Raw genomic sequence first — 24,211 nt, forward strand, 5'->3', positions numbered from 1 at the left:
ATTTCGACGAAACAGGTTACGGCCACATCCTGCTACATACAATTACATCAGGGTTACTCTTTGGTTAGTAATGACTTACGGAGAGAAGCTGACCATCCAGGGTAATCACATGATCTATGCCCACCAGGTTCCCCCGACCGAGCAGGATGAAATCCTGGCCCGCCCGCCTGAACAGATCCCTGATGACGTCGTGAACCACACAAACCTGGCCGGCGCTGTCGCGATAGACCACCTCCGCCAGCCGACCTGACGTAAGGTATTCAGTGAGCATATCCTGGACAGACCAGTGCACCGCCACTGAATGAGCATTCGGTGTTGCCATGATTTTACCATCCCTGTGGTCGAGTTCTTATCTTGTTCCTGGTCTACTCAACATGCCCTGAGGAATCCGCAAAGGCGGACCTCAAAAGTCTGGATCACAACGGCCGATTTCGCCACTTCCCCCTGACCACCGGCGAGCCTTGCCTCGACCCGGCGCTCGCCGGTGATTCAGGTTAGGGGTGTCAGAACCACTCCGGCTTCATGTTCAGGCAGGTATCATCCTGGTTTTTCAACAGCACCAGGTCCTGGGCCACCGTCGGCAATTCCCAGTGGAAGAAGTACTGGGCAGCCTGGAGTTTGCCCTGATAGAAGTTACGCTCGTCGTCAGACCCCGCTTCCACCAGCAGCTTTTCAGCGACGTTGGCCTGACGCAACCACATCCAGGACACGATGATGTGGCCAAACAGGTGCAGATAACAGGAGGCATTGGCAAGCACGTTGTCAGGGTTCTCGCTCATCAAGGACTTGCCCAGACTCTGGGTAACTTTTACTGCCTGCTGCAGGGTTTCGCTCAGCGACAGCGCCCACTGCTGGCAACGGGCGGTGGACGCCGCCTCCAGATCCACCTGCATCTCCTGCATCAGCAGTTGCAGGCCGTGACTCTGGTCCTGCCAGATCTTGCGGCCCAGCAGGTCGAGTGCCTGGATGCCGTTGGTCCCCTCGTGAATCGGATTCAGGCGATTGTCGCGCCAGCACTGCTCCACCGGATATTCCCGGGTGTATCCTGCCCCGCCATACACCTGGATCGCGAGGTCGTTGGCCTTGGGACCATACTCCGAAGGCCAGGCCTTGATCACCGGGGTCAGCAGATCCAGCAGCTTGCCCGCCTCCGTCCTTTTTTGCTCGTCCGGGTGGGTATGTTGGTCATCCATTAACCGGGCGCCATACAGGCACAGCGCCAGGCCACCCTCGCTGTAGGCTTTCTGGGCCAGCAGCATTCGCCGGACATCGGCATGATCGATAATGGGAACCTGCGGCGCTTCCGGGTTCTTTTCCGAGGGCTTGCGCCCCTGAAGTCGGTCCCGGGCATACTCCAGACTGTGCATGTACCCGCGATATCCGATGACCGCCGCGCCAAAGCCCACGCCGACGCGGGCTTCATTCATCATCTGGAACATGTACTTCAGGCCCTGGTGCGGCTCGCCCACCAGATAGCCATGACACGGGGCGTCATCCCCGAAGCTGAGGGCGGTGGAGGTGGTGCCCCGGTACCCAAGCTTGTGAATCAGGCCCGCGAGGTTCACGCCATTCCGTTCAGTGGCGTTCCCCTCCTCGTCGACCAGGAACTTGGGAACGATGAACAGGGAGATGCCTTTCACCCCTGCCGGAGCGCCCTTGATTTTGGCCAGCACCATATGAACGATGTTCTCAGTCAGCGACTGCTCGCCTCCGGAGATGTAGATCTTCGCGCCCTTGATCAGATAATGGCCATCATCGGTGGGTGTCGCCGAGGTGCGGATGTCCGCCAGAGAGGAACCGGCATGGGGTTCGGTGAGCGCCATGGTACCTGTAAAGCGCCCTGACAGCATGTGGGGCAGGAATGTGTCCTGTTGTTGCTGGTTGCCGAAAACGCGGATGAGGTTGGCAGCGGCGGTAGTCAGGAACGGGTAACCGGCGGTGCCTGGGTTGGCAGCGGTAAAAAAGCCGTTGCAGGCAGCCATCACCGATTCCGGTAATTGCATGCCACCGAGATCGTAATCGTAGCGACCGGCAATGAAGCCGGCTTCCGCGTAAGCATCAAAGGCTTCTTTGACCTCGGGCAGCATCTCGACGGCGCCATCCACAAAGCGCGGTTCGTCCTTGTCGGCGGCACTGTTGTGGGTCGCAAACTTGTCCCGGGCAATGCGGTCGGCGGTTTCGATTACCGCGTCAAAGGTGTCGCGGCTGTGCTCGCTGAAGCGCTCCCGCTGGATCAATGATTGCGTATCGAGCACATCGTAAAGCTGAAATGCCAGATCCCGGCGTTCGATCAAAGTGTCAGTCATGCTTGGTTCTCCTGTTAATTGCACACAGAGTGTCACAGCAAGGGGGGATAGAAAACCGGCATTTATGACATAATCATGGCCAATACCGCCACGCCTGCCAGACGTCCTGCCAACGGAGTAGTCCATGCACACGGTCTCAATCATCGGTTTTGATGGCGCCCTTGCCAGCGCCATTACTGGCATCATCGACCTGTTCCGATTGGCGGGCGTGACCTGGGCCCGTATCCATGGAGAGGAGCCCGAGCCTATGTTCAGGACACAATTGCTCACGCAGGCCGGCGCCCCCTGCCGCTGCATCAACGGCATCACGCTGCTCGCCGATGGCAGCTGGAACGGGGATGAGCTGCCGGCCGCGGATATCATCATCGTGCCGACCATCGGTGCGCCGATCGCGGACATACTGGCACGCAATACCGGGCTGGTTCACTGGTTGTCCCGGCAGGATGCCTCCCCCTCGTTGCTGGCCAGCAACTGCACCGGTGCCTTTCTGCTGGCGGAAGCGGGCTTGCTTGACGGTAAGGAGGCAACCACCCACTGGGGCTTCAGCAACCAGTTCCGTCAGCGCTACCCGGAGGTGATCTGCCGACCGGAGAAGCTGGTAACGGTCGACGGCGACATCGCCTGCGCCGGGGGCGGCATGGCCTGGTGGGATCTGGGCGTGTACCTGGTGGAGCGGTACGCTGGACCGGAGGTATCCCGACAACTGGCGAAAGCTTTTGTCATTGATGCCGGACGCACAAGTCAGGCGCCATACAGCGCCCTGCAGGCGAAGCGCTACCACTCCGACAGCATGGTATTGAAACTGCAGGACTGGCTCGACACAAACTTTGCGCACACCGTCTCGCTGGCGGAACTGGCCCGGGAGGCCGGGCTGAGCGAGCGTTCTCTGTTGCGGCGATTCAAGGCCGCCACCGGCGATACTCCCAACACCTACCTGCAACTGCTTCGGGTGGAGCATGTTCGTCATCATCTGGAAACGTCACGACGCTACATTGACGAAATCATCAACGGGGTCGGCTATGAGGACGTGAGCTCATTTAGCCGGCTATTCCGCAAACACACGGGGCTGGCACCCGGTGCCTATCGCTCGCGATTTGGCCGTTGACGCTGTAACAACTGGCCTGCGTTATGCATCTAACCTTATGGGAGGGCCAAAAGTTGGTGCCGAACGTAAAAGTTTTCGACACAGGTGTAAAAGTGGGGAGGTAACCATGAACGCACCGATCAGACAAAGTCAGGCCGATATTCTCAACCGGCTCTATGACATGAAGCAGAAACAGCTGGCTCAAGCGCTTCAGCAGGGCAACAGCCTGCGCTGCCAGGTACTCGAAGCAGAGGCCGAGGCGATTTCCGCCGCGCTCAAAATGTTCCAGTGATCAGACTGACGCTCCGCGTCAGATACTGATCACTTTGGGGCGGGAAGCCCCACGCTTCGGCGGCTAAATATTCGCGGCAACTTCGGTTCCCTGGCGAATTGCCCGTTTCGCATCCAGTTCTTCAGCGACATCCGCTCCACCGATCAGATGCGCTCTGACACCCTTTGCCTCGATCTGATCATAGAGCTCCCGATAGGGCTCCTGCCCCGCACAGATCACCACATTGTCCACCTCAAGCACCCGCGTTTCCTGCGCCTTGCCGTCCTTGTCGGTCAGCGCGATGTGCAGCCCGTGGTCATCAATCCGATCGTAGCGACAGCCTCGGAGCATTTCCACGTCCCGATGCTTGAGGCTATTGCGGTGTACCCAGCCCGAGGTTTTGCCAAGACCTGCGCCCACCTTGCCGGTCTTGCGCTGCATCAGGTAAATCTTGCGCGGTGACGGCGTCGGTTTTGGCTCCGCCAGCCCCCCCGGGCCCTCGAAGTCGGGATTCACGCCCCACTCCGCCTGCCAGGCTTCGACACTGACCTGCTCGCCCTCGGGCTGATGGCTGAAATCGTGGGTCAGGAATTCACTCACATCAAAGCCGATCCCGCCGGCGCCAATAACCGCCACGCTCGTGCCCACCGGCTTGTTGTGCCGCAGCACGTCGAGGTAACCCAGAACCTTGGGGTGGTCAATGCCGTCAATCTTTGGCGTGCGTGGCTTCACGCCGGTCGCAATGACGATGTCGTCAAATCCATCGGCGACTAGCTTTTCGCTGTCGACCCGGGTGTTCAACTGCAGGTCAATGCCCAGCAGTTCAATCTGACGCTGGAAGTAACGCAATGTCTCGTAGAACTCTTCCTTGCCGGGAATACGCTTGGCGTAATTGAACTGGCCGCCAATCCTGTCGTCAGCCTCAAACAGGGTCACCCGATGTCCCCGCTTTGCCGCCGTCGTCGCCGCCGCCAGTCCCGCCGGCCCCGCGCCAACCACAGCCACGCGCCGGGCCACTGGAGCAACCGTCAGCACCAGTTCGGTTTCGTGGCAGGCCCTTGGATTGACCAGACAGGATGCCCGCTTGGCCTGGAAAGCGTGGTCAAGGCAGGCCTGATTGCAGGCAATGCAGGTGTTGATTTCATCCGCGCGCCCCTGCTCCGCCTTGCGGACGAACTCGCTGTCCGCCAGCAGCGGGCGCGCCATAGACACCATATCCGCCTTGCCGGCGGCGAGGATTTCTTCGCCCTTTTCCGGGGTATTGATGCGGTTGGTGGTACAGACCGGGATATCCACCTCGCCGTAGAACTTGGCCGTGACATCGGCGAACCCGCCCCGGGGTACGGATGTCACAATGGTCGGCACCCGGGCCTCGTGCCACCCGATACCGGTATTGATGATCGTGGCGCCGGCCTCCTCAATGGCCTTGCCCAGGGTCACGATCTGATCCCAGGTCTGGCCCCCTTCCACCAGATCCAGCATCGACAGCCGGTAGATTATTATGAACTCGGGCCCAACCGCCTCACGAATACGGCGAACGATCTCCACCGGCAGACGCATGCGATTCTCGTAGGGACCACCCCACTGGTCGGTGCGCTTGTTGGTACGTTCACACAGGAACTGGTTGATGAAATAGCCTTCGGACCCCATCACTTCGACACCATCATAACCGGCGAACCTGGCCAGCTTGGCGGCACTGACAAAATCATTGATATGCCGCTCAACGCCTTTGCTGGAAAGCGCTCGTGCCTTGAAAGGACTGATCGGCGCCTTGGTCGCGGAGGCCGAGACGATCAGAGGCTGGTAGCCATAACGGCCCGCGTGCAGCAACTGGAGACAGATCTTGCCGCCCGCTTCATGAACGGCCCCGGTCACGTGACGATGCAGCAACGCGGTGGCTCGGTTATTCATCGTGGAGGCCAACGGCGCAAGCTGGCCGGCGATGTTGGGCGAGTAGCCACCCGTCACCATCAGGCCCACGCCACCTTCGGCCCGTTCGGCAAAATAGCGCGCAAACTTATGGATGTTCCAGAACCGATCCTCCAGACCGGTATGCATGGACCCCATCAGCACCCGGTTCCGGAGCTCGGTAAAACCGAGATCAAGGGGTTTCAGCAGATTCGGGTAAGTGGCGCTCATAACATGACCTCTGAAAAATTTATATCGAGTATACACTTGATCTATGGCAAGTTGACTTGACCTGCGGGACGGGCCACGTATCATCGGCAATCAAGTTTGACTGACGGAGCAACCATGACCGCAAGGTCCTTCGGCTGCATGCACTCCAAGCGCCCACCGCTTACCGCTGACATCGCGCGGCACCGGGGTCGTTTACCCTACTTCCCCGACCCACCTGCCCCGGTCTGAACTCTCCCGCAGAGCTCTGATTCCAAGCATGTTTCCAGAGTTATGCAGGAAGGCTGGCCCGAGACTAGACTCAGGCAAACACCCGTTTCCATTCATGAAAAAGAAGAACCGATAACGAGGTTGCGATGTCGCTACCGCTGGTTGTTTTACTGCCGTTTCTGGGCGCCATCGCCGCGCCCCTGTTTGCCCAGGGCGGGCGCACGGCAATCGCTATAGCATCTTCCGTTCCGGCCCTCATTGCGCTGGCCGCGCTCTATCCTCATTGGCAGACCCTTGCCGATGGGGGCGTGGTGCTGTTCACTGCCGAGTGGCTGCCGGCCCTGGGACTGTCCCTGAGCTTCCGGCTTGACGGCTTGTCGCTGCTGTTCGCGCTGTTGATCCTGATTATCGGCCTGCTGATCATCCTGTATTCCCGCTACTACCTGAAGGCCAAGGAAAACGTCGGCAAGTTCTACGCCCTGCTCCTGTGTTTCAAGGGTTCGATGCTCGGTATTGTGCTCTCCAGCAACCTGTTGCTGATGATGATTTTCTGGGAGCTGACCAGCCTCACATCCTTCCTGCTGATCAGTTTCTGGACGCACAAGCAGGATGCCCGACGCGGCGCCCGCATGGCTCTGGCGGTTACCGGCGGTGGCGGCCTGGCGCTGCTGGCGGGCATTCTGATGATTGGCAACATCGTCGGCAGCTTCGAACTGGACGATGTGCTGGCAGCGGGCGACCAGATCAAGGCAAGCAGCATGTACCCGGTCGCGCTGACTCTGGTGCTGCTCGGGGCTTTTACCAAGTCCGCCCAGTTCCCGTTCCATTTCTGGCTGCCCCATGCGATGCAGGCGCCCACGCCAGTGTCCGCCTACCTTCACTCGGCGACCATGGTGAAGGCCGGCATCTTCCTGATGGCACGCCTGTATCCTGCCCTGGCCGGCACCGAGCAGTGGTTCTATATGGTGAGCTTCACCGGCATGGCCACCCTTCTGCTCGGCGCCTATGTGGCGATGTTCAAGCATGACCTCAAGGGACTGCTGGCCTATTCCACCGTCAGTCACCTGGGCCTGATCACCCTGCTGTTCGGCATGGGCACGAAACTGGCGGCCGTAGCGGCGGTTTTCCACGTGATAAACCACGCCATATTCAAGGCCTCGCTGTTCATGGCTGCAGGCATCATCGATCACGAAACCGGCACCCGCGACATGCGACGGATCAACGGCCTGTGGCGTTACATGCCCCACACCGCCACGCTCGCCATGGTGGCTGCCTCGTCCATGGCCGGGGTACCGTTGCTGAACGGCTTCCTGAGCAAGGAAATGTTCTTCGCCGAGTCGCTGGAACTGAACCTTCCGGGGTTCTGGGCCTGGCTGCCCCCACTGGTGGCAACCCTTGCCGGGATTTTTGCGGTGGCCTATTCCGCCCGCTTCATTCACGACGTCTTTTTCAATGGCAAACCGGTAGACCTGCCCATCTACCCGCCCCACGAACCACCCCGGTACATGAAGATTCCGGTCGAGATTCTGGTGTTTGCCTGCATCATGGTCGGTATCTTCCCGGCAATTTCCGTGGGGCCACTGCTGTATGCCGCCGCCGCGGCGACCCTCGGTGGCGATGTTCCGGAATACCATCTGACCATCGCCCATGGCTTCAATCTGCCGCTGCTCATGAGCTTCCTGGCATTCTTCGGTGGCCTGCTGATGTACAGTCAGCGTCAACGCTTCTTTGACTTTCATGCCCGGTTCAAGGAAATCGACGAGAAAGCCGTATTCGAGGCCGTGGTCTTGCGGGTCGAAAACCTGGCGCACCGCCTGACCGCAACGCTGGAAAACGGTTCGCTGCAACGTTACGGACTGCTCCTGGTGCTCAGCGTGATCGCCGTCGCTGCTGCGCCTCTCGGCAACCTGGGGGTATTCATCGGTGAGGCGGGCCTGAGCCCGATTGATGGCCCAACGGTTGTTGGCGCGGGCATCCTGATTCTCTGTGCCTGCCTCACCGCGGCCTTTCATCGCGCCCGATTTTATGCTCTGGTGTTGCTCAGCGTCGTGGGTTTGCTGGTGGCGCTCGCGTTCGCCCGGTTCTCAGCTCCCGATCTGGCGATGACCCAGCTGTCCGTAGAGGTCGTCACCATCGTGCTGCTGATGCTGGCACTCTATTACATGCCATCCTGGACACCGCTGGAAACGTCCAAGCCCAGGCGAGCCCGGGACATCATCATCGCCGCGGTTGCCGGGGTGGGCATGACTCTGGTGACTCTGGCCATGCTGACCCAGCCGTTCAGTTCCATCTCGGAGTTCTTCCTGGAGAACAGCAAGCCTGGCGGAGGCGGCACCAACGTGGTCAATGTCATTCTGGTGGATTTCCGGGGCTTCGACACACTGGGTGAGATTACCGTTCTGGCCATTGCCGCCCTGGGTATCTACGCCATGCTTAAAAACACGGCCCTGACACCGCCTCCGGGCGATGGCCAGGGCCACGGCTGGACCCGGGACGCGCACCCACTGATGCTGCGACTGATCGCAAGACCCATGTTACCGCTGGCCCTTATGGTTTCCGTGTTCATCTTTCTCCGCGGCCATAATCTTCCGGGCGGTGGTTTTATTGCCGGCCTCATCACCTCGATCGCCTTGATTCTCCAGTACGTGGCCAGTGGCATGATCTGGACCCAGGACCGGGTGCCGTTCAAATACCACAGCGTTATCGGGGTCGGTCTGCTGTTCGCCGTCGTTGCCGGTGCAGGCAGCTTTGCCTTCAGCTATCCGTTCCTGACCTCCACCTTCGGTTACATTACCTGGCCGGTGGTAGGCAAGTTTGAGGTGGCTTCGGCACTGGTCTTCGATCTAGGCGTCTACCTGACCGTGATCGGGGCCACTCTGCTGGCACTGGTCAGTATCGGGCGACTTTCACCTCACTCCGCCATTAAAAGTACTCGGGAGGGCACCTAATGGAGCTTGTCTTTGCACTGGTCATCGGCGCATTGACCGCATCTGGCGTGTACCTGCTATTGCGGGCGCGGACCTTCCCGGTGATCGTCGGCCTGACGCTCATTTCCTATGGCGTCAACCTCTTCCTGTTTTCCAGCGGCCGGCTCGCGACCGGAGCCCAGCCCATTATCGGGACAACTGACACCTACACCGATCCGCTGCCCCAGGCGCTGGTACTGACGGCGATTGTGATCGGCTTTGCCATGACCGCCTTCGTGGTGGTGCTGTCGTTGCGCAGCCTGGCTGACCACGAGGACGATCATGTGGACGGACATCAGGATGCCAAAGCGCCCCAACCGGAACAGAACGAGGAGGGTACCGGTAAATGAACCAGTGGCTTACCGCACCTATCCTGATCCCACTGCTCGGCGGCATCCTTCAGGTTTTCATGGGCTATGCGCCCATCAGCCTGAGACGCACCCTGGCCATCGCCACCACGGTGCTGCTCCTGGTGTCGACCGTCGTTCTGGTCGTCCTGGCCAGCGACGACAGCTACCGCCTCTATGCATTCGGAAACTGGCAGCCGCCCTTTGGCATTGTGTTGGTGCTGGATCGCCTGGCGGCCCTGATGCTGATACTGACGGCGATTCTCGCGCTGCTCTGTCATCTCTTTGCCATCGGTGGCGCCGACGAAGGCAATCGTCAGTTCCACGGCCTGTTCCTGTTCCAGCTGATGGGCCTGAACATTGCCTTCCTCACCGGTGACCTGTTCAATCTGTTTGTGGCGTTCGAGGTACTGCTGATTGCCTCCTACGGCCTGCTGATGCATGGCGGGGGGCGGGCGCGCACCGTTCCCGGACTGCATTACGTGGTTCTCAATCTGGCGGGATCCGCCGTGTTCCTGATCAGCGTAGGCATGATCTACAGCGTCACCGGCACTCTGAACATGGCAGACCTTGCCATAAAGATACCGAAGGTCAGCGGTGAAAATCTTGAGATTGTAAGGGCCGGCGGCATGATGCTGCTGGTGGTCTTTGCCCTGAAAGCCGCCCTGCTCCCCCTGTGCTTCTGGCTACCGAAGGCTTATGCCAAGGCCACCGCACCGGTGGCCGCGCTGTTCGCGGTCATGACCAAGGTGGGCATCTACGCGATTCTGAGGGTTTACCTGCTCGTTTTCGGCGACGACGCCGGTGCACTTGCCAACCTGGGTATGGACTGGCTGTTTCCTTTGGCGCTCTTGACCCTTGCCATGGGGGTTATCGGTGCGCTCGGTGCAGACAACCTGAAAACCCTCGTTGCCTGGCAGGTCATCATTTCCGTCGGTACCCTGCTGGCGCCTATTGCCCTGGGTTCGGTGGCGGGCATCTCTGCTGCCCTGTTCTACCTGCTCAACACCACCTGGACCGTGGGCGGGCTGTTCCTGGTGGCCGAACTGGTCGCCCGCCAACGGGGCAGCGCAAGAGACAGGATTGTGACCGCTCCCCGAATGCGCAATCGAACCTTCCTGAGCGTGCTGTTCCTGCTCGGCGCGGTGGCGGCGGCGGGCCTACCGCCCCTGAGCGGGTTTTTCGCCAAGCTTCTCATTCTGCAATCGCCCATGTCCGGGCCCGAAATGGCATGGTTGTGGTCGGTAATCCTGATTGGCAGTTTCTTTACCGTCATTGCTTACAGCCGCGCCGGCAGCATCGTGTTCTGGCGGACCGTGGATGGGCACATTGAGGAACCCGGCCCGCTGGGTGGCAACGTCTCAGTTGCCGCCGGAGCCCTGGTGGCCCTGAGCATTGTCGTCGTTGCCCTCGCCGGTCCGATCAGCGACTACACGGATGCCACTGCAATCCAGCTTCAGAATCCCTCAGGCTATATCGAGATTCTCAAGACGCCCATGGTTGGGGAGGATAACTAATGTTCGATCGCCTCAGTTTTCCCCAGCCGTGGCTCAGCCTGATCCTCTTCGCCAGCTGGCAGTTCCTGAACGACGGCGTATCCGGCGCCAGCGTGGTCATGGGCATTATCCTGGCCTGGGCCATCCCCCAGATTACCCACGGCTTCTGGCCGGAACGGCCTGCATTCATCAAGTCCTGGCGAATGCCGGCGTACCTGGTGCGGGTGATCCGGGATATTGTTGTCGCCAGCTTCGAGGTGGCGAAGCTGATTCTCAGCCCGCGCCAACCCCGGCCGGTATTCGTCTCTTACCCTCTGGAACTGGAGCACCCGCTGGCGATCAGTATCCTGGCAAGCACCATCTCGCTAACGCCCGGCACCGTCAGTGTCGATATCAGCGACGATAACCGGATCCTGCTGGTGCATGCCCTGGATGCGGAGACCGATGACGAGGTGATTGACGCCATCCGCACCCGCTACGAAAAACCGTTGCTGGAGATGTTCGAATGATCACCATCACGCTCTACATTACCATCGGCATGGTGACCCTCGCGGCCCTGCTGAACGTTTACCGGCTGATCAAGGGCCCGGATGCGCCCGATCGTGTGCTGGCCCTGGATACCCTGTACGTCAACGCCATAGCCCTGATCATTCTGCTGGGCATAACGCTCGGGACTCGCATGTACCTTGAGGCAGCCCTGTTGATTGCGGTCATGGGATTTGTGGGTACCGTGGCCATGGCCAAATACCTTAAGCGAGGCAGCGTCATTGAATAAGCCGGCGCCACGTTCAACCGCGTTTGGAGGACCTTTGCGATGAGCCAGTTTGCTGAATACGCCATCTGTCTGCTGCTGCTGACCGGCGGCGCCTTTACGTTGGTCGGCGCCATCGGCCTGGCCCGGCTTCCCGACTTCTTTACCCGGCTCCACGGCCCCACCAAGGCCACCACTGTGGGTGTCGGTGCCATTGTCATAAGCTCCGTGATCTATTTCAGCAGTCAGGGGGAAGGCATTGGCATCGCGGAAATCCTGATCACGGTGTTCCTGTTCATGACCGCGCCGGTGAGTGCCAACATTCTGGCCAAGGCCGCCATGCACATCGGTGTATCCACGGTGAACAACACCCGGGGAAAACCGTGGGAACAGTAAGCGGTTGAGCTAAACTGATCAGTTGCAGCCCGGCACCAAAATAGTCATTGGTCTTGCAACATTTTTCCGTATAGTAGGCGCCCCATCCATTTTTGAGGAACCAGCGTATGCTGAAGGTTAACGAATACTTCGATGGCAAGGCCAAGTCCATCGCCTTCCAGACCTCAACCCTGCCGGCAACCGTAGGCGTTATCAGCCCGGGTGAGTATGAGTTCGGAACCAGCAAGAAAGAGACCATGACGGTCATCAGCGGTGCCCTGACCGTGCTGCTGCCAGGTGTGGATGAGTGGATGACCTATGGAGCCGGTGAGAGTTTCGATGTTGCCGGTCAGGCTAGCTTCAAAGCAAAAGCCGATATCGACACCGCTTACCTCTGCACTTACGAATAATCTCCAGAACCGCAGAGCGTAACAGTCGTTTCATTTAAGCGCCGGTATGTTCTGCGGTTTTTTCCTTCGTTACGGTTTCCGTTTTACTCAATCTGTGTCAGATTTACCCCTGTTTCTCGCGACAACATCAACAACTGAGAAAGAGGAAACAGGTGATGGCACAAACCCGAATTCTCCCGCCGGCGGACAACGCCTACCAGTACCCGTTGCTGATCAAGCAGCTCCTGCTCTCTGGCCCGCGCTATAATCCGGATCAGGAGATCGTGTACGCTAATCGCAGCAAGTACACCTACACCGACCTGGTGGAACGTATTCATCGCCTGGCCAACGCCCTCACAGATGCGGGTGTGAAAGCCGGCGACACGGTTGCCGTGATGGACTGGGACACACCGCGCTACCTGGAGTGTTTCTTCGCCATTCCGATGATCGGCGCGGTATTGCACACCGTGAATGTGCGGCTGTCTCCGGAGCAAATTGTCTACACCATGAACCATGCCGAAGACGACGTGGTTCTGGTCCACGATGACTTCCTGCCCATCCTTGAATCGGTCAAGGATGAGATCGAGACCGTCAAGACCTACATCCAGCTCACCGACGAGGCCGCCGCGCAGTCAACCCAACTCGACACCGCGGGCGAGTACGAAGCCTTGCTGGCCAAGGCCGACACCGAGTTCGAGTTTCCGGATTTCGACGAGAACAGTGTCGCAACCACCTTCTACACCACCGGCACGACCGGCAACCCGAAGGGCGTTTTTTTCAGCCACCGGCAGCTGGTGCTGCACACACTGGCCATGACCGGCTCGCTATCGGCCTACGACGAGATGCCGCTACTCCGTTCATCGTCGGTGTACATGCCGGTAACCCCGATGTTCCACGTCCATGCCTGGGGCGTGCCCTATGCAGCCACCCTGATGGGCATCAAACAGGTCTACCCCGGGCGCTACGAACCCGAGCTGCTGGTTGATCTGCTCAAGGAGCACAAGGTTTCGTTCTCCCACTGCGTGCCGACCATCATGCAGATGATGATGGGGACCGAGTCGATCAAGACCGCCGACCTGAGCAACTGGCACGTCCTGATCGGTGGCAGCGCCCTGACCAGGGGCCTGTGCGACGCTGGCGCCAAACTGGGCATTCGTATGTACACCGGCTACGGCATGTCCGAGACCTGCCCATTGCTGAGCGCCACCCACCTCGATCCTGAAGACCTGGAACTGCCGCTGGAACAACAGACCGCGAAGCGAGTCAAAACCGGCATTGCGGTACCCATGGTGGAACTTGAGATCGTCGATCCCGATGGCACGCCGGTTCCCCACGATGGCGACGCCAAAGGCGAGGTAGTCGCCCGCGCGCCCTGGCTGACCCAGAGCTACTTCAAGGAAAAGCAGAAAGGTGAAGAACTGTGGCAAGGCGGCTGGCTGCATACAGGTGACGTTGCCTCCATGGAGCCTGACAACACGCTGGTGATCAAGGACCGCATCAAGGACGTCATCAAGACCGGGGGGGAATGGCTGTCATCGCTGGATCTGGAGAACCTGATCAGTCAGCACCCGTCCGTCGCCGGGGCCGCCGTGGTCGGTGTGCCCGACGAGAAATGGGGCGAGCGTCCCCATGCCCTGGTCACCCTGAAACCGGGCGAGGATGCGACACTGGAAGATATCCAGAACCATCTGAAGCAGTTTGTCGATACCGGCGAGATCAACAAGTGGGCCATACCCAGCAAGATCGATTTCGTTGAAGACATCCCGAAAACCAGTGTGGGCAAGATCAACAAGAAGCTGATTCGGGACCAGCTGCAATAAGCCACGACATGATTCGGCCAGCAATCAGAAGCCAGCTCAATTGAGCTGGCTCTTTGCTTTGGCCGGCCCCTCAGATACCCGTAAAGGCGAAGTCCACGTCCGGCCGGCGTCCGCTTATGATGTCCGCCAGCGCCGCAGCCGAACCACAGGCATGGGTCCAGCCGAGAGTGCCATGGCCGGTGTTCAGATATAAATTGGGGAAGTGGCTCTTGCCGACATAGGGCACGTTGGACGGGGTTGCCGGGCGCAAACCACTCCAGAACTCGGCCTGATCCCAGTAGCCCGCCTCGGGCATGACCTCGGCCGTGCGCCGGACAATCGCGCGGCAACGCGTATAGTTCAGGTCCCGGGAATAACCGCTGAGCTCCGCCGTGCCGGCCACCCGCAGACGGTCCCCTAGCCGCGAATAAACCAGTTTGTATTCGTCGTCGGTCAGACTGACGCGGAACGCGGCGTCCTCATTCTTCACCGGCACTGTGATTGAGTAGCCCTTGGCCGGATAGATACTGAGGGTCAACCCCACCTTCTTGACCAGAGGCGCACTGAAACTCCCGAGACTGAGGACGTAGGCGTCCCCCCGGAGGATTTCATGACAGCCGTCTTTCAGCGTCTGAACCCCCAGGATCCGCTCTCCGGCATGCTCGAAACCGAGCACTTCGGTGCCATAGCGAAATTCAACGCCCGCCTCGGCACACTTCTGTGCCAGGTTATGGGTGAATTTTCGGGCGTCGCCGGACTCATCTTCCGAGGTGTAGGTGGCGCCGGCTATCCGGTCCCGGATCGGCTTCAGGGCAGGCTCTAACGAAATGGCTCTGTCCGCATCAATGATCTGCCGATCGCAACCCAGATCCTGCATGATTCGGGTCGGTTTGATGGCAGCTTCAAACTCCCGCGGGTCGGTGTAGAAATGCAGAATGCCCTTCTGCAGAGCATCGTATTCAAGGCCCACTTCCTCCCGCAGGTTCTGCAACTGGCTCCGGCTGTAAGTACCAAGATTCACAATCTGCCGGATGTTGTGGGCTGCCCGCGTGGACGTACATTCACACAGGAATGACAGCGCCCAGCGCCACTGGTCCGGATCCAGACGAGGCCGGAACAGCAGCGGGGCATCTGCCTTGAACAGCCATCTGAGAACCTTCAGCGGCGCCGAGGGGTTGGCCCAGGGCTCGGCGTGGGAAACTGAAATCTGCCCACCGTTGGCGTAGCTGGTTTCTACCCCGGCCTGATTCTGTCGATCGATCACCGTGACCTGATGACCCTGCTTCTGCAGAAACCAGGCAGTGGTCGTACCTACGACCCCCGCGCCCAAAACCAGAATGTGCATGCAAGCCTCCGGTCAGAGGAGCCGACGCGCCCGAACACCGCAAGATGATCCCGGGCAGACTCCGCGTATTCAAGGAAAGAGAAAGGTTAATGCCGTTAATTGTAGCGTGAGCGACGGCCCGTTGCGTCTTATACCATCAGCCACCAGACCGTTTTACGGTCCAGCCCTTCGCCTGCAGAAGCGGGACGAGGATGTCCCGCTGATCGCCCTGTATCTCAACCGTTCCGTCCTTGACCGTACCCCCGGTGCCGCATTTGGCTTTTAGCACCTTGGCGAAGGCCTTGAGCTCCTTTTCGTCAAGCGGGATACCGGTGATCAGGGTCACGCCCTTACCCTTCCGGCCCTTGGTTTCACGGCTCACCCTAACAATCCCGTCGCCCTCGGGCCGGGAGGGCGTTCCACACGTGCATTCCGATACCGGGTTCCGGCAGTCAGGACACATCCGCCCCTGTTCCGTGGAAAAAACCAGTCCGCCTTCCGATCGATTTTTCATGCCTGCGCTGCACTCCCCTTGGTCTGCGTAACTCGATTATTCGAGGCCCGGAGGGTACTTGGAAAACATTTCGGACACTACCTCATCAATCAATTCGCTGCGGGTCTCAGGGGACTGATGCTCAGTCAGGTAACGGCGACTCGCGGCGCGCCACACCACCTCATTGATTTCGGTATCCACCAGCTCAACCACGAGCTTACCCTCTGTGACCTCCCGCACCGGTGGGGGTGCAGAGATACCCCAGCCGAAGTTGCTCCAGCCATAGCCAAAGCCCAGCCCCACGCCGGTCTGCTCCAGGCGATCCTCCTCCACGATCTTCCAGTTGGCGAGCAGGTCTGCCTCATCGGCCGGCACCTTGCGCATCGCCTTACGCTTCAGTTCCCGCTCAATCGCACTCTGTACCCGGCTGCCATCAAGCGACACGAACGCACCACTCCCGGCGTTCTGGGCAAAGGCCCAACTGGCGTAGTTACCGAAAACCGCTGAGGAGTTGTAGTCCGTCACCACATTGCCGGCACAGCCTGCCAGAGCCAGGACCAATGCCGAAATCATCAGGAAACGCATAATGCAGTTCTCCTTTATTGGAGGTTTCGTAGCTTCAGTATACGCATAGGACACGGACCACGATGCCCTTCTGGTTCCTCACCTTTCGAGATCGTAATCCAGCTTCTGGGCATCACAGAACGCGACAAACGCATCCGCCTGGTGTTCGGGCAAGGCCACCCGGGCCCTGACACTGGCGCCGTATTCCACCGACTCCAGCACGGCGTCGTGAACCTCGCACCAGTGCCGCAGGGGCTGTTCATCGGCAAACCCCATCACCACATCGGCCGGTATCATAGGCTGCTGAACTGACCGCTCAACGGCGGAAAGCACACTCTCGGCAGCTCCGGCATAGGCACGGACGAGGCCGCCGGCACCGAGCTTGATACCGCCAAAGTAACGAACAACCATGACCAGGACATCCCCCATGTCTTTGTGCTGAATGACATTCAGGATCGGTTTGCCTGCGGTGCCGGAAGGTTCTCCATCGTCATTCATCCCCGCCTCGGCTGCCGAGCCGGGACGGCCAATCTGGTATGCCCAGCAGATATGCCGGGCATCCGGGTGATCGCGATGAGCCTGTTCCAGCCAGACTTTCACCTCGTCCCGGGAACTGACCGGTGCGACCCGGGCGATGAACCGGCTTTTCTTCACTTCCGTCTCGCGCTCGAGGTATCCTGCGGGAACGGGGTAATCTCTAGTCATTGATCGGTAAACCTTATGTCCGAGGAAAACAAGCCTAACAGTCCCGGAACCGCAGAGCCTGCAAAACTCCGGAAAGCCGCCTGCGGCATACGCTTCGAGGAAGACGAGTTGCAAGAGGGCATCGACTTCTCCGGCGCAGCGGATCTCAGGCCCACCGATGACGACGCCCAAGAGCCACCGCGCTCAACCGGCGGTAAACACCGGCACCCGCACCGTCACTCGTAACCCACCAGACTCACCTGCTGCCGCTCTGATCTCGCCATCATGGGCCGTCACGATATCCCGTGCAATCGCAAGCCCCAGCCCCCAGCCCTTGCCGCCGCGGGATTTGTCAGCCCGGAAAAACGGCTCGAATAGATGTGGCAACAACTCGGCCGGCACGCCCGCCCCTTCGTCCTCAATATCGACGGTCACCTGACCATCAGCAACCGACGCCCTGACCTGCACCCGTTTACCCGGTGGTGTGTGATCCAGAGCGTTCTGCAGGATGTTGTCAAAGGCCCGCTGCATTAGGCCAGCATCTCCCAATACCGATGCCTTGGCCGTCTCGTCTGTCGCCGACAGCCTGCATTCCACACCCTGGTGATCGGCGTAATCCGCAGCATCTCGCAGTACCTGATTGAGCAGTTTGACCGGTTTTACGGACTCACGTTCGATATCACCCCCCTGTTCAGCGACCCGGTACAGCGTCAGTATCTGCGATGTCATGGCTTCCAGACGCTCGTTCTGGCGCAGAATACTGGCGACCAGCTGCTCGTCGGCACCGCCATCACTGGCCAGCTCAATGGCAATACGCTGTCGGGTTAGCGGCGTCCTCAGATCATGGGAAATATCCCGCAACAGGTGTTTCTGTCGCTCAAGCAGGCCGCACAGGCGTTCGGTCATGGCATTGAAGGCAGTCGCAAGCTGGCCGACCTCATCCCGTCGGCGAGCGATGTCCTCGCTCACCCGCAGTTCCGTGTTGCCACCGGCAATCCGCTGAGCCGTACTTTCCATGTGCTTCAGCGGCCGTGAAACGAAACGGGCAATCCAAAAGCACGCGAGGGTAATCAGCACGAAAGCCAGTCCCATCTCGATGACGCGGAAAAACTTCGGATCCAGCCAACCCTCACCGTTTACCCGGGGCCAGGCGACGAGCTGGTAACCATCAGCCACGTCTATCACCGCGGGTTTCTGGGGGTACCACCCGGACTTCATCCGCTCTCGGATGGACGACGGCAAACGCTTGTCGTCGTCCAGCTCAATCAGGATCAGGCGCAGTTCCAGCCGTTTCCCCTGTTCGCGCAGAAAGCGCCAGGCATCGCCACGTCCCTCGGTTTCACGAACCCTGATAGCCTCCAGCCCCAGATCCCTCAGACCAACCTGGCGCTCTATCGCCTGCCGTTCCCGATCCAGCAGCGTACGGGTTGCCAGGTTGCTGGCTACCACGGTGACCGCCATCGCCAGCCAGATTGACAGGAAGATCCGCCAGAACAGTGGAAACATCAGGCGACGGCTCACACGGGCACCCGATAGCTGTATCCCAGCCCCCTGACCGTTTCGATGCGTGGCGGATCTTCGTTGCCCAGTTTGCGGCGCAGATTGCTGATGTGCATATCCAGGGTGCGGTCGTAGGCCTCGAGCCGCCGCCCGAGCGCCCACTGCATCAGGTCAGTTTTGCGCACCACGCTACCGGCATGGGCCAGCAGAACCTGCAGAACCTCGTACTCGGTGGCGGTCAGATCAAGGGCGACGCCCTGTTGGAGAATACGCCGGTGCCCGGGCTCAACCCGTAAATCGCCGTAGACCCTGGCGGCGTTCACATCGGTCTTCTGGTCCCAGGCTATCCGGCGCAGCAGCGCCTGCAGGCGGGCAACCAGTTCTCTCGGGTTACAGGGTTTGGGAATGTAGTCGTCGGCTCCAACCTCAAAACCGACAATCCGATCGGTTTCATCGCCACGGGCCGTCAGGAGCACGACCGGCAAATGGGTCGCCGCACGCAACTCCCTCAGCACCTCCAGCCCACTTATGTCCGGCAACATGATGTCCAGAACCACAATATCGCAATCCTGGCCCAGGGCCAGGGTCAGTCCGTCCTGGCCATTGGCCGCTTCGCGGACCGTAAAACCCTGATTGGTCAGGTAGCGGGCCAGTAATTCCCGCAGTTCGTCATCGTCTTCTACCAGCAACACCCGGTTTTGCATTGTCTGTCTCCGTAAGCACAAAATGGAGTCTAACACGCATGCGCCAACCCGCTGATTCGGCGCGTATTCCTTTGCAGAACCTTTACACGGTACTGACATCCGCTGACAGCGTTCGGCGCTACCATAGCGGCGAATCACATCCATTGCCGCACCCTCGGCATGCAACCTGAGGACCTGTTATGAACAAACGCAAGAACTCCATCGTGACCGCCGGCATTCTGGCATCTGCCCTGCTCGCCGCAAGCCCGTTTGCCCTTGCCGACCATCATGGCGGCGACAAACACAGCGGCTACCACGGTAAGCCCAACATGGAACAAGTGTGCGAAAACTTCCGTGAGAACAAGGGGCGCTTCAAGCATGACGAGCGACAGGCAAAACGGGAGGCACGCTGGTCGGAAATGGCCGAGCGCCTGCAACTGACCGAAGAGCAGCTCGAAACCTGGGAAGAGATCCGACAGGAGAAACAAGAGAAATACGAGCAACGCCGGGCAGAATGGCAGAAGGAGCTGAAGGAACGCTGTGAACCCGTCGCACAGTGATCAGATCCCGGGTTTTGGCGTATGGTATCGGGATATCCTCAAGGAGCCACCCGAGCCATGCCCGAACCCGGACACCTCTCCCCTTCCGTTTCGCTGACTGTCGAAACCTGCCAGTCCATCGCGGACATTACCCGGTCGGACTGGGAGCGACTCGCCGGCAGGAATAACCCGTTTCTGCGCCATGAGTTCCTCCACGCGCTGGAGCTTTCCGGGTGCACCAGGGCGGAAACCGGATGGCAACCCAGCCACCTGGTGTTCCGGGTCAACGGCGAGCTTGCCGGGATCGCACCCGCCTACCTGAAGACTCACTCCATGGGCGAGTATGTATTCGACTGGGCCTGGGCGGACGCCTATCAGCGCCACGGCCTGGCCTATTACCCCAAGCTCCTGATCGCCATCCCGTTTACACCATCCCAGGGCCCTCGGCTGCTGCTGGAGCCCGGACTCCGGCAAAAACTCGGCCCAGGCCAGGTCCCGGAACTTCTGGATTCCTTGATGCCACAACTGGGCGCCCATTCCTGGCACCTGTTGTTCCCCGACGCCGCAGACCAGGCGCTGCTGACGCACGAACAGGAACTGCATCGCACCGGTTGCCAGTTCCACTGGCACAACCGGAATTATGACGGCTTCGATGACTTCCTGGCACAGCTGACCTCCCGCAAACGCAAATCTATCCGCAAGGAACGACGCCAGGTGTCTGAACAGGGCATCAGCTTTCAGCGGTTTCACGGGCGCGACATTCCCGATCACGTGCTTTCCGCCTTTTACGTGTTTTACCAGGCCACCTACCTGAAACGCGGCCAACGCCCCTACCTGAACAGGCAGTTCTTTGAACTGGTGCGAGAGAACCTCTCCGAGCACCTACATCTTGTGATGGCAGTCAGGGACGGGGAAATGATCGCCGGAGCCCTTTTCCTTAACGGAGCGAATACGCTCTATGGCCGTTACTGGGGCTGCCTCGACGAGTTCAATCACCTGCACTTCGAGACCTGCTATTACCAGGGCATTGAGTTGGCCATCGAGCTCGGACTGACGCACTTTGACGCCGGCGCCCAGGGCGAACACAAGCTCGTACGGGGATTCGAACCCGTCATCACCCATTCCTGGCACGGGATCCGCCACCCCGGTTTCCGGGAGGCCATAGCGGCGTTTACCGAGGACGAAGCCGAGCATGTTGCCGGGTATTACGAGGAGGCCCTTACCCTTCTGCCATTTCGACAGCGCAACGGTGATTAGCTTCTATACTGAAAGTCCAACGCAATGTTTTTGTAAAGGGATTCAACCCCATGGAAACGGACCCACTTCTGAGCGTTCTCGACGGCCCCCATTTCCCACTACTGATTGCCGCACTGGCCTTGCTTGTCGGCCTCGCTGCCCTCTGGGTGGCATCCAGTGCCAAACGGACCGCCAGCCGGGAGGTCGAAACGCTTCGGCAGCGGACCGGCTCTCTCGGCCGGGAGGTGGATGAACTTCGCGTCGGTCAGTTCAACGGCCCGGATCAGGACCGCCCCGGCTCTTCCGGTTCCGAAGCCGGCGCCGCCAAATACCAAGCCGAGAAAGACGCCTATGACCAGATCTGGCCCCAACTCTGGATCCTACATGACCGGCTGGGCATGTTTCTTCGAGCTGTGGAAAATGGCGAGTCAGCGGGCGACCTTCGGCTGGAAGCACGAAACGCCGCACTGGAAGCACGCAACCTGCTGAACCGGAACCGGCCTTTCTGCAGCGAATCGGTGGAGGAACTGGTGACCAGGCTGATCGACACCGAGATCAAGGCGCACCTGGCAGCCTGCCAGCACCTGGACATGTCGAAGGAAGTATCCGGCTCCGCCTCCGATCATGAGCGCCGCGTGTTGCGGGACAAATGTCACGCCCTTTACGACGGCGAAGCCCGGGACCTGATGAGCCGCCTGGCCGGCGCCATCCGGAACCGGGTTATCAACGTCAGCTATCCTTGATGCGGAATCCCACCTTCATGACAACCTGATAATGGCCGACCTTGCCATCGACGATATGGCCGCGGGTCTCGACCACCTCGAACCACTCCATGTTGCGGATACTCTTGCCACACTCCTCCAGGGCATTTTCAATGGCGTTCTCGATGCTTTTGCGCGACGAACCGACGATTTCGACTTTTTTGTACACATGGTGATCGGTCATAACGCCACTCCTCTCTCTTCAATGACTGTTACCTTGAGCCTAGAAGACAAGCGGAACCCCGGCAAACCCGCACTGTCCAGAACGGATCCGGCGACAGGGCCATGTCGTACCGACTAGAATTAAAGCACCCAACCTATCCGGAACCCTGATATGAAGCGTCTCCTGAAGTACACCGCCTGGCCCCTGGCCGGCCTGTTCCTGTTATTGGTAGGGCCGGTACTGCTGGCCACCAGCAGCAGCCTCCAGGGCGCAGAAAGCTGGCAAACTGCCAGCCGGGAAAGCGCCGGAATTGCGCCCCGGCCGGAGCAACATGAAGGCGCCATCATCCAGGTTTACGGTGCCCGGGCCTGGAGCTGGCGCGGCTACTTTGCCGTCCACACCTGGATTGCCACCAAGGAGAAGGGGGCCGACGAGTACCGGGTTCACGAAGTTACCGGGTGGCGCAGCTATGTGGTCAACTCCCGCCCGGGCGAGCCGGACCGCCACTGGTACGGGGCCAGGCCCGAACTCTACGCAGACGTTCGCGGGGCCGAGGCCGAGACGCTGATTCCGTCGATCTACGAGGCGATCGAGCGTTACCCCTACCCAACGGAGTATGAGGCCTGGCCCGGACCGAACAGCAATACCTTTATCGCCTGGGTGATTCGGGAGGTCCCCGGCCTCGAGGTTGCCTTACCCAGTAACGCCATTGGCAAGGATTATCTGGGTAACAGCGTGGTTGCCGAGGTACCCGGCGGCGCCGGTTACCAGTTCTCCCTGGGGGGGTATTTCGGCCTGCTGGCCGGTGTCCGGGAAGGACTGGAGCTGAACATTCTGGGCCTGTCACTGGGGGTTAATCCCCTGGCCCTGGGTATCAAACTGCCCGGTATCGGCGAGCTGGCGCTGCGCAACCCCAACCCGATGCAAGACGGTGCCCCCTAGCGCGAGCACGCGCCGATTTCAGATCAGATAGCGGACGATACCGGCAGCGGCGATGCCGGCGGCGATCGCGGGCAGGGGTTTCCTGAGCGCCAGCATGGTGACGGTGGTAACCGACAGCGCCGCGATGGCCCCGAGGTCCCCGGCAAAGGCCATGGGCACGACAATGGCGATCAGTACGGAGCTGGCCATGGTATTGATGAAACTCTCGATGCGGGGGCTGATTCGTACGAACGACATGACAAACACACCACCGAATCGAGTCGCCAGGGTGACGATCGTCATGATGGCGATCAATGCCAGAACGCCTGCCGTCGTGGTTTCGATGGTCACGCCGCTTCTCCCTCGGCAGCGGCACTGACCGGTTTTTTATCCAGCCAGAAGTACCCGATTACACCACCGGCCAGCGCCCCCACCACCACGTGAGTATTCGGTGGCAGCCACTTCCACGCCGCCAGGGATGCCAGTGCGGCCACAGTCCAGGCAACCAGCACCCGCGGCGATTTCTTCCCCCCGAGCGCCATGGCCAGCAGGAAGCACCCGAGCACCATATCCAACCCTAGACTCTTCGGGTTCTGCAGCAGTCCGCCGAAGTAAACACCCAGCCAGGTGCCTACAAGCCAGGCCATCCAGAGCACCAGGCCTCCGCCCAGAATCACTTCCAGATTGCGTTTGCCATTCTGGTAATCCTGGGCAGATACCGCCCAGTTCGCGTCCGTTAGCAGCAAAAGCAACCCATACCGTTTCGCCGGAGCAACGTCTTTGAGCATCGGATACAACGACGCGCCCATGAGCAGATGACGGGAATTGATGGCAAACACAACCGCGATCAGTGGCAGGACCGAAACCTCACTGCCCCACATGTCCGTCGCCGCAAACTGCGAAGCACCGGCAAACACCGCCGTGCTCATCAGGAGTGCTTCCAGCGGCAACAGGCCTTTCTGGGTAGCCGCGAGCCCAAAGGCAGCACCGAATGCCACCACAAACAGGGAGATGGGAAAAAGCCGGACAAACTCCTGACGGACTTTTCGCGGCTGAATGGTATAAGAATAGGAAGCGACAGACATCAGAGGAAGCTAAGGCAGATCCCCCGGATCGCGTATAGGTGAATACCGAAGTTTGCGGCCTTTCTCAGACTAAGGTCCTATCTGCAAGGTCATCTCTGAGGCCAGTACCTGAGACCCGATCCAGGACC

Annotated in this window: 27 protein-coding genes; 15 read left to right on the plus strand and 12 right to left on the minus strand. The window is 59.8% G+C overall.

Translation table 11 applies throughout. The features are described 5' to 3' along the window. Positions 1–64 precede the first annotated feature (64 nt). The gene (locus K0B93_RS06635; protein WP_219866456.1) at positions 65–322 is read right to left on the minus strand and encodes a hypothetical protein; all 258 of its coding nucleotides are present in this window, start codon (positions 320–322) and stop codon (positions 65–67) included. Between the two features lie 181 nt (positions 323–503). Beyond that, positions 504–2,306: an acyl-CoA dehydrogenase gene (locus K0B93_RS06640; RefSeq protein ID WP_219866457.1), complete on the minus strand. Its 1,803-nt coding sequence runs from the start codon at positions 2,304–2,306 to the stop codon at positions 504–506. Between the two features lie 124 nt (positions 2,307–2,430). Between K0B93_RS06640 and K0B93_RS06645 the strand changes: the two genes are divergently transcribed. Next, positions 2,431–3,411 (plus strand): GlxA family transcriptional regulator, encoded by a 981-nt coding sequence (locus K0B93_RS06645; protein ID WP_219866458.1) that lies wholly within the window; start codon positions 2,431–2,433, stop codon positions 3,409–3,411. A 106-nt stretch (positions 3,412–3,517) separates the two neighbouring features. Beyond that, positions 3,518–3,682, plus strand: a complete 165-nt coding sequence (locus K0B93_RS06650; protein WP_219866459.1) for a hypothetical protein — start codon at positions 3,518–3,520, stop codon at positions 3,680–3,682. A gap of 63 nt (positions 3,683–3,745) precedes the next feature. On the opposite strand, the gene K0B93_RS06655 is transcribed toward K0B93_RS06650, so the two are convergent. Beyond that, on the minus strand, positions 3,746–5,800 hold the full coding sequence (locus K0B93_RS06655; RefSeq protein ID WP_219866460.1) for an NADPH-dependent 2,4-dienoyl-CoA reductase: 2,055 nt from the start codon (positions 5,798–5,800) through the stop codon (positions 3,746–3,748). A 353-nt stretch (positions 5,801–6,153) separates the two neighbouring features. On the opposite strand from K0B93_RS06655, the gene K0B93_RS06660 reads away from it, so the two are divergent. From K0B93_RS06660 to K0B93_RS06695, 8 genes are all read left to right on the plus strand, one after another. Continuing rightward, entirely contained in the window at positions 6,154–8,955 is a 2,802-nt protein-coding gene (locus K0B93_RS06660; protein ID WP_219866461.1) for a monovalent cation/H+ antiporter subunit A, read from the plus strand. After that, the gene (locus K0B93_RS06665) at positions 8,955–9,323 is read left to right on the plus strand and encodes a Na+/H+ antiporter subunit C (RefSeq protein ID WP_219866462.1); all 369 of its coding nucleotides are present in this window, start codon (positions 8,955–8,957) and stop codon (positions 9,321–9,323) included. Before K0B93_RS06660 ends, K0B93_RS06665 begins: the two co-directional genes overlap by 1 nt. Then, positions 9,320–10,837, plus strand: a complete 1,518-nt coding sequence (locus K0B93_RS06670; protein WP_219866463.1) for a monovalent cation/H+ antiporter subunit D — start codon at positions 9,320–9,322, stop codon at positions 10,835–10,837. The genes K0B93_RS06665 and K0B93_RS06670 overlap by 4 nt, the downstream gene beginning before the upstream one ends. After that, positions 10,837–11,325 (plus strand): Na+/H+ antiporter subunit E, encoded by a 489-nt coding sequence (locus K0B93_RS06675; RefSeq protein WP_219866464.1) that lies wholly within the window; start codon positions 10,837–10,839, stop codon positions 11,323–11,325. Before K0B93_RS06670 ends, K0B93_RS06675 begins: the two co-directional genes overlap by 1 nt. After that, a complete protein-coding gene (locus K0B93_RS06680; RefSeq protein WP_219866465.1) occupies positions 11,322–11,591 on the plus strand; it encodes a K+/H+ antiporter subunit F in 270 nt (89 codons plus the stop codon). Before K0B93_RS06675 ends, K0B93_RS06680 begins: the two co-directional genes overlap by 4 nt. Before the next feature lie 39 nt (positions 11,592–11,630). Then, a complete protein-coding gene (locus tag K0B93_RS06685) occupies positions 11,631–11,963 on the plus strand; it encodes a Na+/H+ antiporter subunit G (RefSeq protein ID WP_219866466.1) in 333 nt (110 codons plus the stop codon). Between the two features lie 107 nt (positions 11,964–12,070). Beyond that, positions 12,071–12,352: a pyrimidine/purine nucleoside phosphorylase gene (locus tag K0B93_RS06690; RefSeq protein ID WP_218635126.1), complete on the plus strand. Its 282-nt coding sequence runs from the start codon at positions 12,071–12,073 to the stop codon at positions 12,350–12,352. A gap of 155 nt (positions 12,353–12,507) precedes the next feature. After that, positions 12,508–14,151, plus strand: a complete 1,644-nt coding sequence (locus tag K0B93_RS06695; RefSeq protein ID WP_219866467.1) for a fatty acid--CoA ligase — start codon at positions 12,508–12,510, stop codon at positions 14,149–14,151. Positions 14,152–14,221: 70 nt separating this feature from the next. Here K0B93_RS06695 and K0B93_RS06700 read toward each other — a convergent pair whose 3' ends face one another. From K0B93_RS06700 to K0B93_RS06715, 4 genes are all read right to left on the minus strand, one after another. Then, entirely contained in the window at positions 14,222–15,475 is a 1,254-nt protein-coding gene (locus K0B93_RS06700) for a D-amino acid dehydrogenase (protein ID WP_219866468.1), read from the minus strand. 136 nt (positions 15,476–15,611) lie between these two features. Then, entirely contained in the window at positions 15,612–15,968 is a 357-nt protein-coding gene (locus K0B93_RS06705) for a translation initiation factor Sui1 (RefSeq protein ID WP_219866469.1), read from the minus strand. A 36-nt stretch (positions 15,969–16,004) separates the two neighbouring features. Beyond that, positions 16,005–16,532 carry a DUF4136 domain-containing protein gene (locus tag K0B93_RS06710; protein ID WP_219866470.1) on the minus strand — a complete coding sequence of 176 codons (528 nt, stop codon included), beginning with the start codon at positions 16,530–16,532 and terminating at the stop codon, positions 16,005–16,007. A gap of 78 nt (positions 16,533–16,610) precedes the next feature. After that, positions 16,611–17,216: a YigZ family protein gene (locus K0B93_RS06715; protein ID WP_219866471.1), complete on the minus strand. Its 606-nt coding sequence runs from the start codon at positions 17,214–17,216 to the stop codon at positions 16,611–16,613. Positions 17,217–17,231: 15 nt separating this feature from the next. On the opposite strand from K0B93_RS06715, the gene K0B93_RS06720 reads away from it, so the two are divergent. Beyond that, on the plus strand, positions 17,232–17,441 hold the full coding sequence (locus K0B93_RS06720) for a hypothetical protein (RefSeq protein WP_219866472.1): 210 nt from the start codon (positions 17,232–17,234) through the stop codon (positions 17,439–17,441). Here K0B93_RS06720 and K0B93_RS06725 read toward each other — a convergent pair. Beyond that, positions 17,400–18,716 (minus strand): sensor histidine kinase, encoded by a 1,317-nt coding sequence (locus K0B93_RS06725; RefSeq protein ID WP_219866473.1) that lies wholly within the window; start codon positions 18,714–18,716, stop codon positions 17,400–17,402. The genes K0B93_RS06720 and K0B93_RS06725 overlap by 42 nt on opposite strands. After that, positions 18,713–19,399, minus strand: a complete 687-nt coding sequence (locus K0B93_RS06730; protein WP_219866474.1) for a response regulator transcription factor — start codon at positions 19,397–19,399, stop codon at positions 18,713–18,715. Before K0B93_RS06730 ends, K0B93_RS06725 begins: the two co-directional genes overlap by 4 nt. A gap of 179 nt (positions 19,400–19,578) precedes the next feature. On the opposite strand from K0B93_RS06730, the gene K0B93_RS06735 reads away from it, so the two are divergent. Genes K0B93_RS06735 through K0B93_RS06745 form a run of 3 tightly spaced genes read left to right on the plus strand, consistent with a single transcriptional unit; the run spans position 19,579 to position 21,896 of the window. Then, entirely contained in the window at positions 19,579–19,938 is a 360-nt protein-coding gene (locus K0B93_RS06735; RefSeq protein WP_219866475.1) for a hypothetical protein, read from the plus strand. 57 nt (positions 19,939–19,995) lie between these two features. Continuing rightward, complete coding sequence (locus K0B93_RS06740) at positions 19,996–21,174, plus strand: GNAT family N-acetyltransferase (RefSeq protein ID WP_219866476.1); 1,179 nt, start codon at positions 19,996–19,998, stop codon at positions 21,172–21,174. Positions 21,175–21,224: 50 nt separating this feature from the next. Next, positions 21,225–21,896 carry a hypothetical protein gene (locus tag K0B93_RS06745; RefSeq protein WP_219866477.1) on the plus strand — a complete coding sequence of 224 codons (672 nt, stop codon included), beginning with the start codon at positions 21,225–21,227 and terminating at the stop codon, positions 21,894–21,896. Here K0B93_RS06745 and K0B93_RS06750 read toward each other — a convergent pair. Next, complete coding sequence (locus tag K0B93_RS06750) at positions 21,883–22,098, minus strand: dodecin (protein ID WP_219866478.1); 216 nt, start codon at positions 22,096–22,098, stop codon at positions 21,883–21,885. The genes K0B93_RS06745 and K0B93_RS06750 overlap by 14 nt on opposite strands. A 150-nt stretch (positions 22,099–22,248) precedes the next feature. Between K0B93_RS06750 and K0B93_RS06755 the strand changes: the two genes are divergently transcribed. Continuing rightward, a complete protein-coding gene (locus tag K0B93_RS06755) occupies positions 22,249–23,019 on the plus strand; it encodes a DUF3750 domain-containing protein (protein WP_219866479.1) in 771 nt (256 codons plus the stop codon). An 18-nt stretch (positions 23,020–23,037) separates the two neighbouring features. Here K0B93_RS06755 and K0B93_RS06760 read toward each other — a convergent pair whose 3' ends face one another. Together K0B93_RS06760 and K0B93_RS06765 are read right to left on the minus strand one after the other, a co-directional pair. Beyond that, a complete protein-coding gene (locus K0B93_RS06760; protein ID WP_219866480.1) occupies positions 23,038–23,349 on the minus strand; it encodes an AzlD family protein in 312 nt (103 codons plus the stop codon). Then, the gene (locus K0B93_RS06765; protein ID WP_219866481.1) at positions 23,346–24,083 is read right to left on the minus strand and encodes an AzlC family ABC transporter permease; all 738 of its coding nucleotides are present in this window, start codon (positions 24,081–24,083) and stop codon (positions 23,346–23,348) included. The genes K0B93_RS06760 and K0B93_RS06765 overlap by 4 nt, the downstream gene beginning before the upstream one ends. Positions 24,084–24,211 lie beyond the last annotated feature (128 nt).

Source organism: Marinobacter sp. F4218 (assembly GCF_019443085.1).
Taxonomy (GTDB): Bacteria; Pseudomonadota; Gammaproteobacteria; order Pseudomonadales; family Oleiphilaceae; genus Marinobacter; species Marinobacter albus.

Excerpts from the sequence above, each read along its gene's own strand:
- K0B93_RS06635 (WP_219866456.1), bottom strand. The coding sequence starts at position 322 with ATGGCAACACCGAATGCTCATTCAGTGGCGGTGCACTGGTCTGTCCAG.
- K0B93_RS06640 (WP_219866457.1), bottom strand. The coding sequence starts at position 2,306 with ATGACTGACACTTTGATCGAACGCCGGGATCTGGCATTTCAGCTTTAC.
- K0B93_RS06645 (WP_219866458.1), top strand. The coding sequence starts at position 2,431 with ATGCACACGGTCTCAATCATCGGTTTTGATGGCGCCCTTGCCAGCGCC.
- K0B93_RS06650 (WP_219866459.1), top strand. The coding sequence starts at position 3,518 with ATGAACGCACCGATCAGACAAAGTCAGGCCGATATTCTCAACCGGCTC.
- K0B93_RS06655 (WP_219866460.1), bottom strand. The coding sequence starts at position 5,800 with ATGAGCGCCACTTACCCGAATCTGCTGAAACCCCTTGATCTCGGTTTT.
- K0B93_RS06660 (WP_219866461.1), top strand. The coding sequence starts at position 6,154 with ATGTCGCTACCGCTGGTTGTTTTACTGCCGTTTCTGGGCGCCATCGCC.
- K0B93_RS06665 (WP_219866462.1), top strand. The coding sequence starts at position 8,955 with ATGGAGCTTGTCTTTGCACTGGTCATCGGCGCATTGACCGCATCTGGC.
- K0B93_RS06670 (WP_219866463.1), top strand. The coding sequence starts at position 9,320 with ATGAACCAGTGGCTTACCGCACCTATCCTGATCCCACTGCTCGGCGGC.
- K0B93_RS06675 (WP_219866464.1), top strand. The coding sequence starts at position 10,837 with ATGTTCGATCGCCTCAGTTTTCCCCAGCCGTGGCTCAGCCTGATCCTC.
- K0B93_RS06680 (WP_219866465.1), top strand. The coding sequence starts at position 11,322 with ATGATCACCATCACGCTCTACATTACCATCGGCATGGTGACCCTCGCG.
- K0B93_RS06685 (WP_219866466.1), top strand. The coding sequence starts at position 11,631 with ATGAGCCAGTTTGCTGAATACGCCATCTGTCTGCTGCTGCTGACCGGC.
- K0B93_RS06690 (WP_218635126.1), top strand. The coding sequence starts at position 12,071 with ATGCTGAAGGTTAACGAATACTTCGATGGCAAGGCCAAGTCCATCGCC.
- K0B93_RS06695 (WP_219866467.1), top strand. The coding sequence starts at position 12,508 with ATGGCACAAACCCGAATTCTCCCGCCGGCGGACAACGCCTACCAGTAC.
- K0B93_RS06700 (WP_219866468.1), bottom strand. The coding sequence starts at position 15,475 with ATGCACATTCTGGTTTTGGGCGCGGGGGTCGTAGGTACGACCACTGCC.
- K0B93_RS06705 (WP_219866469.1), bottom strand. The coding sequence starts at position 15,968 with ATGAAAAATCGATCGGAAGGCGGACTGGTTTTTTCCACGGAACAGGGG.
- K0B93_RS06710 (WP_219866470.1), bottom strand. The coding sequence starts at position 16,532 with ATGCGTTTCCTGATGATTTCGGCATTGGTCCTGGCTCTGGCAGGCTGT.
- K0B93_RS06715 (WP_219866471.1), bottom strand. The coding sequence starts at position 17,216 with ATGACTAGAGATTACCCCGTTCCCGCAGGATACCTCGAGCGCGAGACG.
- K0B93_RS06720 (WP_219866472.1), top strand. The coding sequence starts at position 17,232 with ATGTCCGAGGAAAACAAGCCTAACAGTCCCGGAACCGCAGAGCCTGCA.
- K0B93_RS06730 (WP_219866474.1), bottom strand. The coding sequence starts at position 19,399 with ATGCAAAACCGGGTGTTGCTGGTAGAAGACGATGACGAACTGCGGGAA.
- K0B93_RS06735 (WP_219866475.1), top strand. The coding sequence starts at position 19,579 with ATGAACAAACGCAAGAACTCCATCGTGACCGCCGGCATTCTGGCATCT.
- K0B93_RS06740 (WP_219866476.1), top strand. The coding sequence starts at position 19,996 with ATGCCCGAACCCGGACACCTCTCCCCTTCCGTTTCGCTGACTGTCGAA.
- K0B93_RS06745 (WP_219866477.1), top strand. The coding sequence starts at position 21,225 with ATGGAAACGGACCCACTTCTGAGCGTTCTCGACGGCCCCCATTTCCCA.
- K0B93_RS06750 (WP_219866478.1), bottom strand. The coding sequence starts at position 22,098 with ATGACCGATCACCATGTGTACAAAAAAGTCGAAATCGTCGGTTCGTCG.
- K0B93_RS06755 (WP_219866479.1), top strand. The coding sequence starts at position 22,249 with ATGAAGCGTCTCCTGAAGTACACCGCCTGGCCCCTGGCCGGCCTGTTC.
- K0B93_RS06765 (WP_219866481.1), bottom strand. The coding sequence starts at position 24,083 with ATGTCTGTCGCTTCCTATTCTTATACCATTCAGCCGCGAAAAGTCCGT.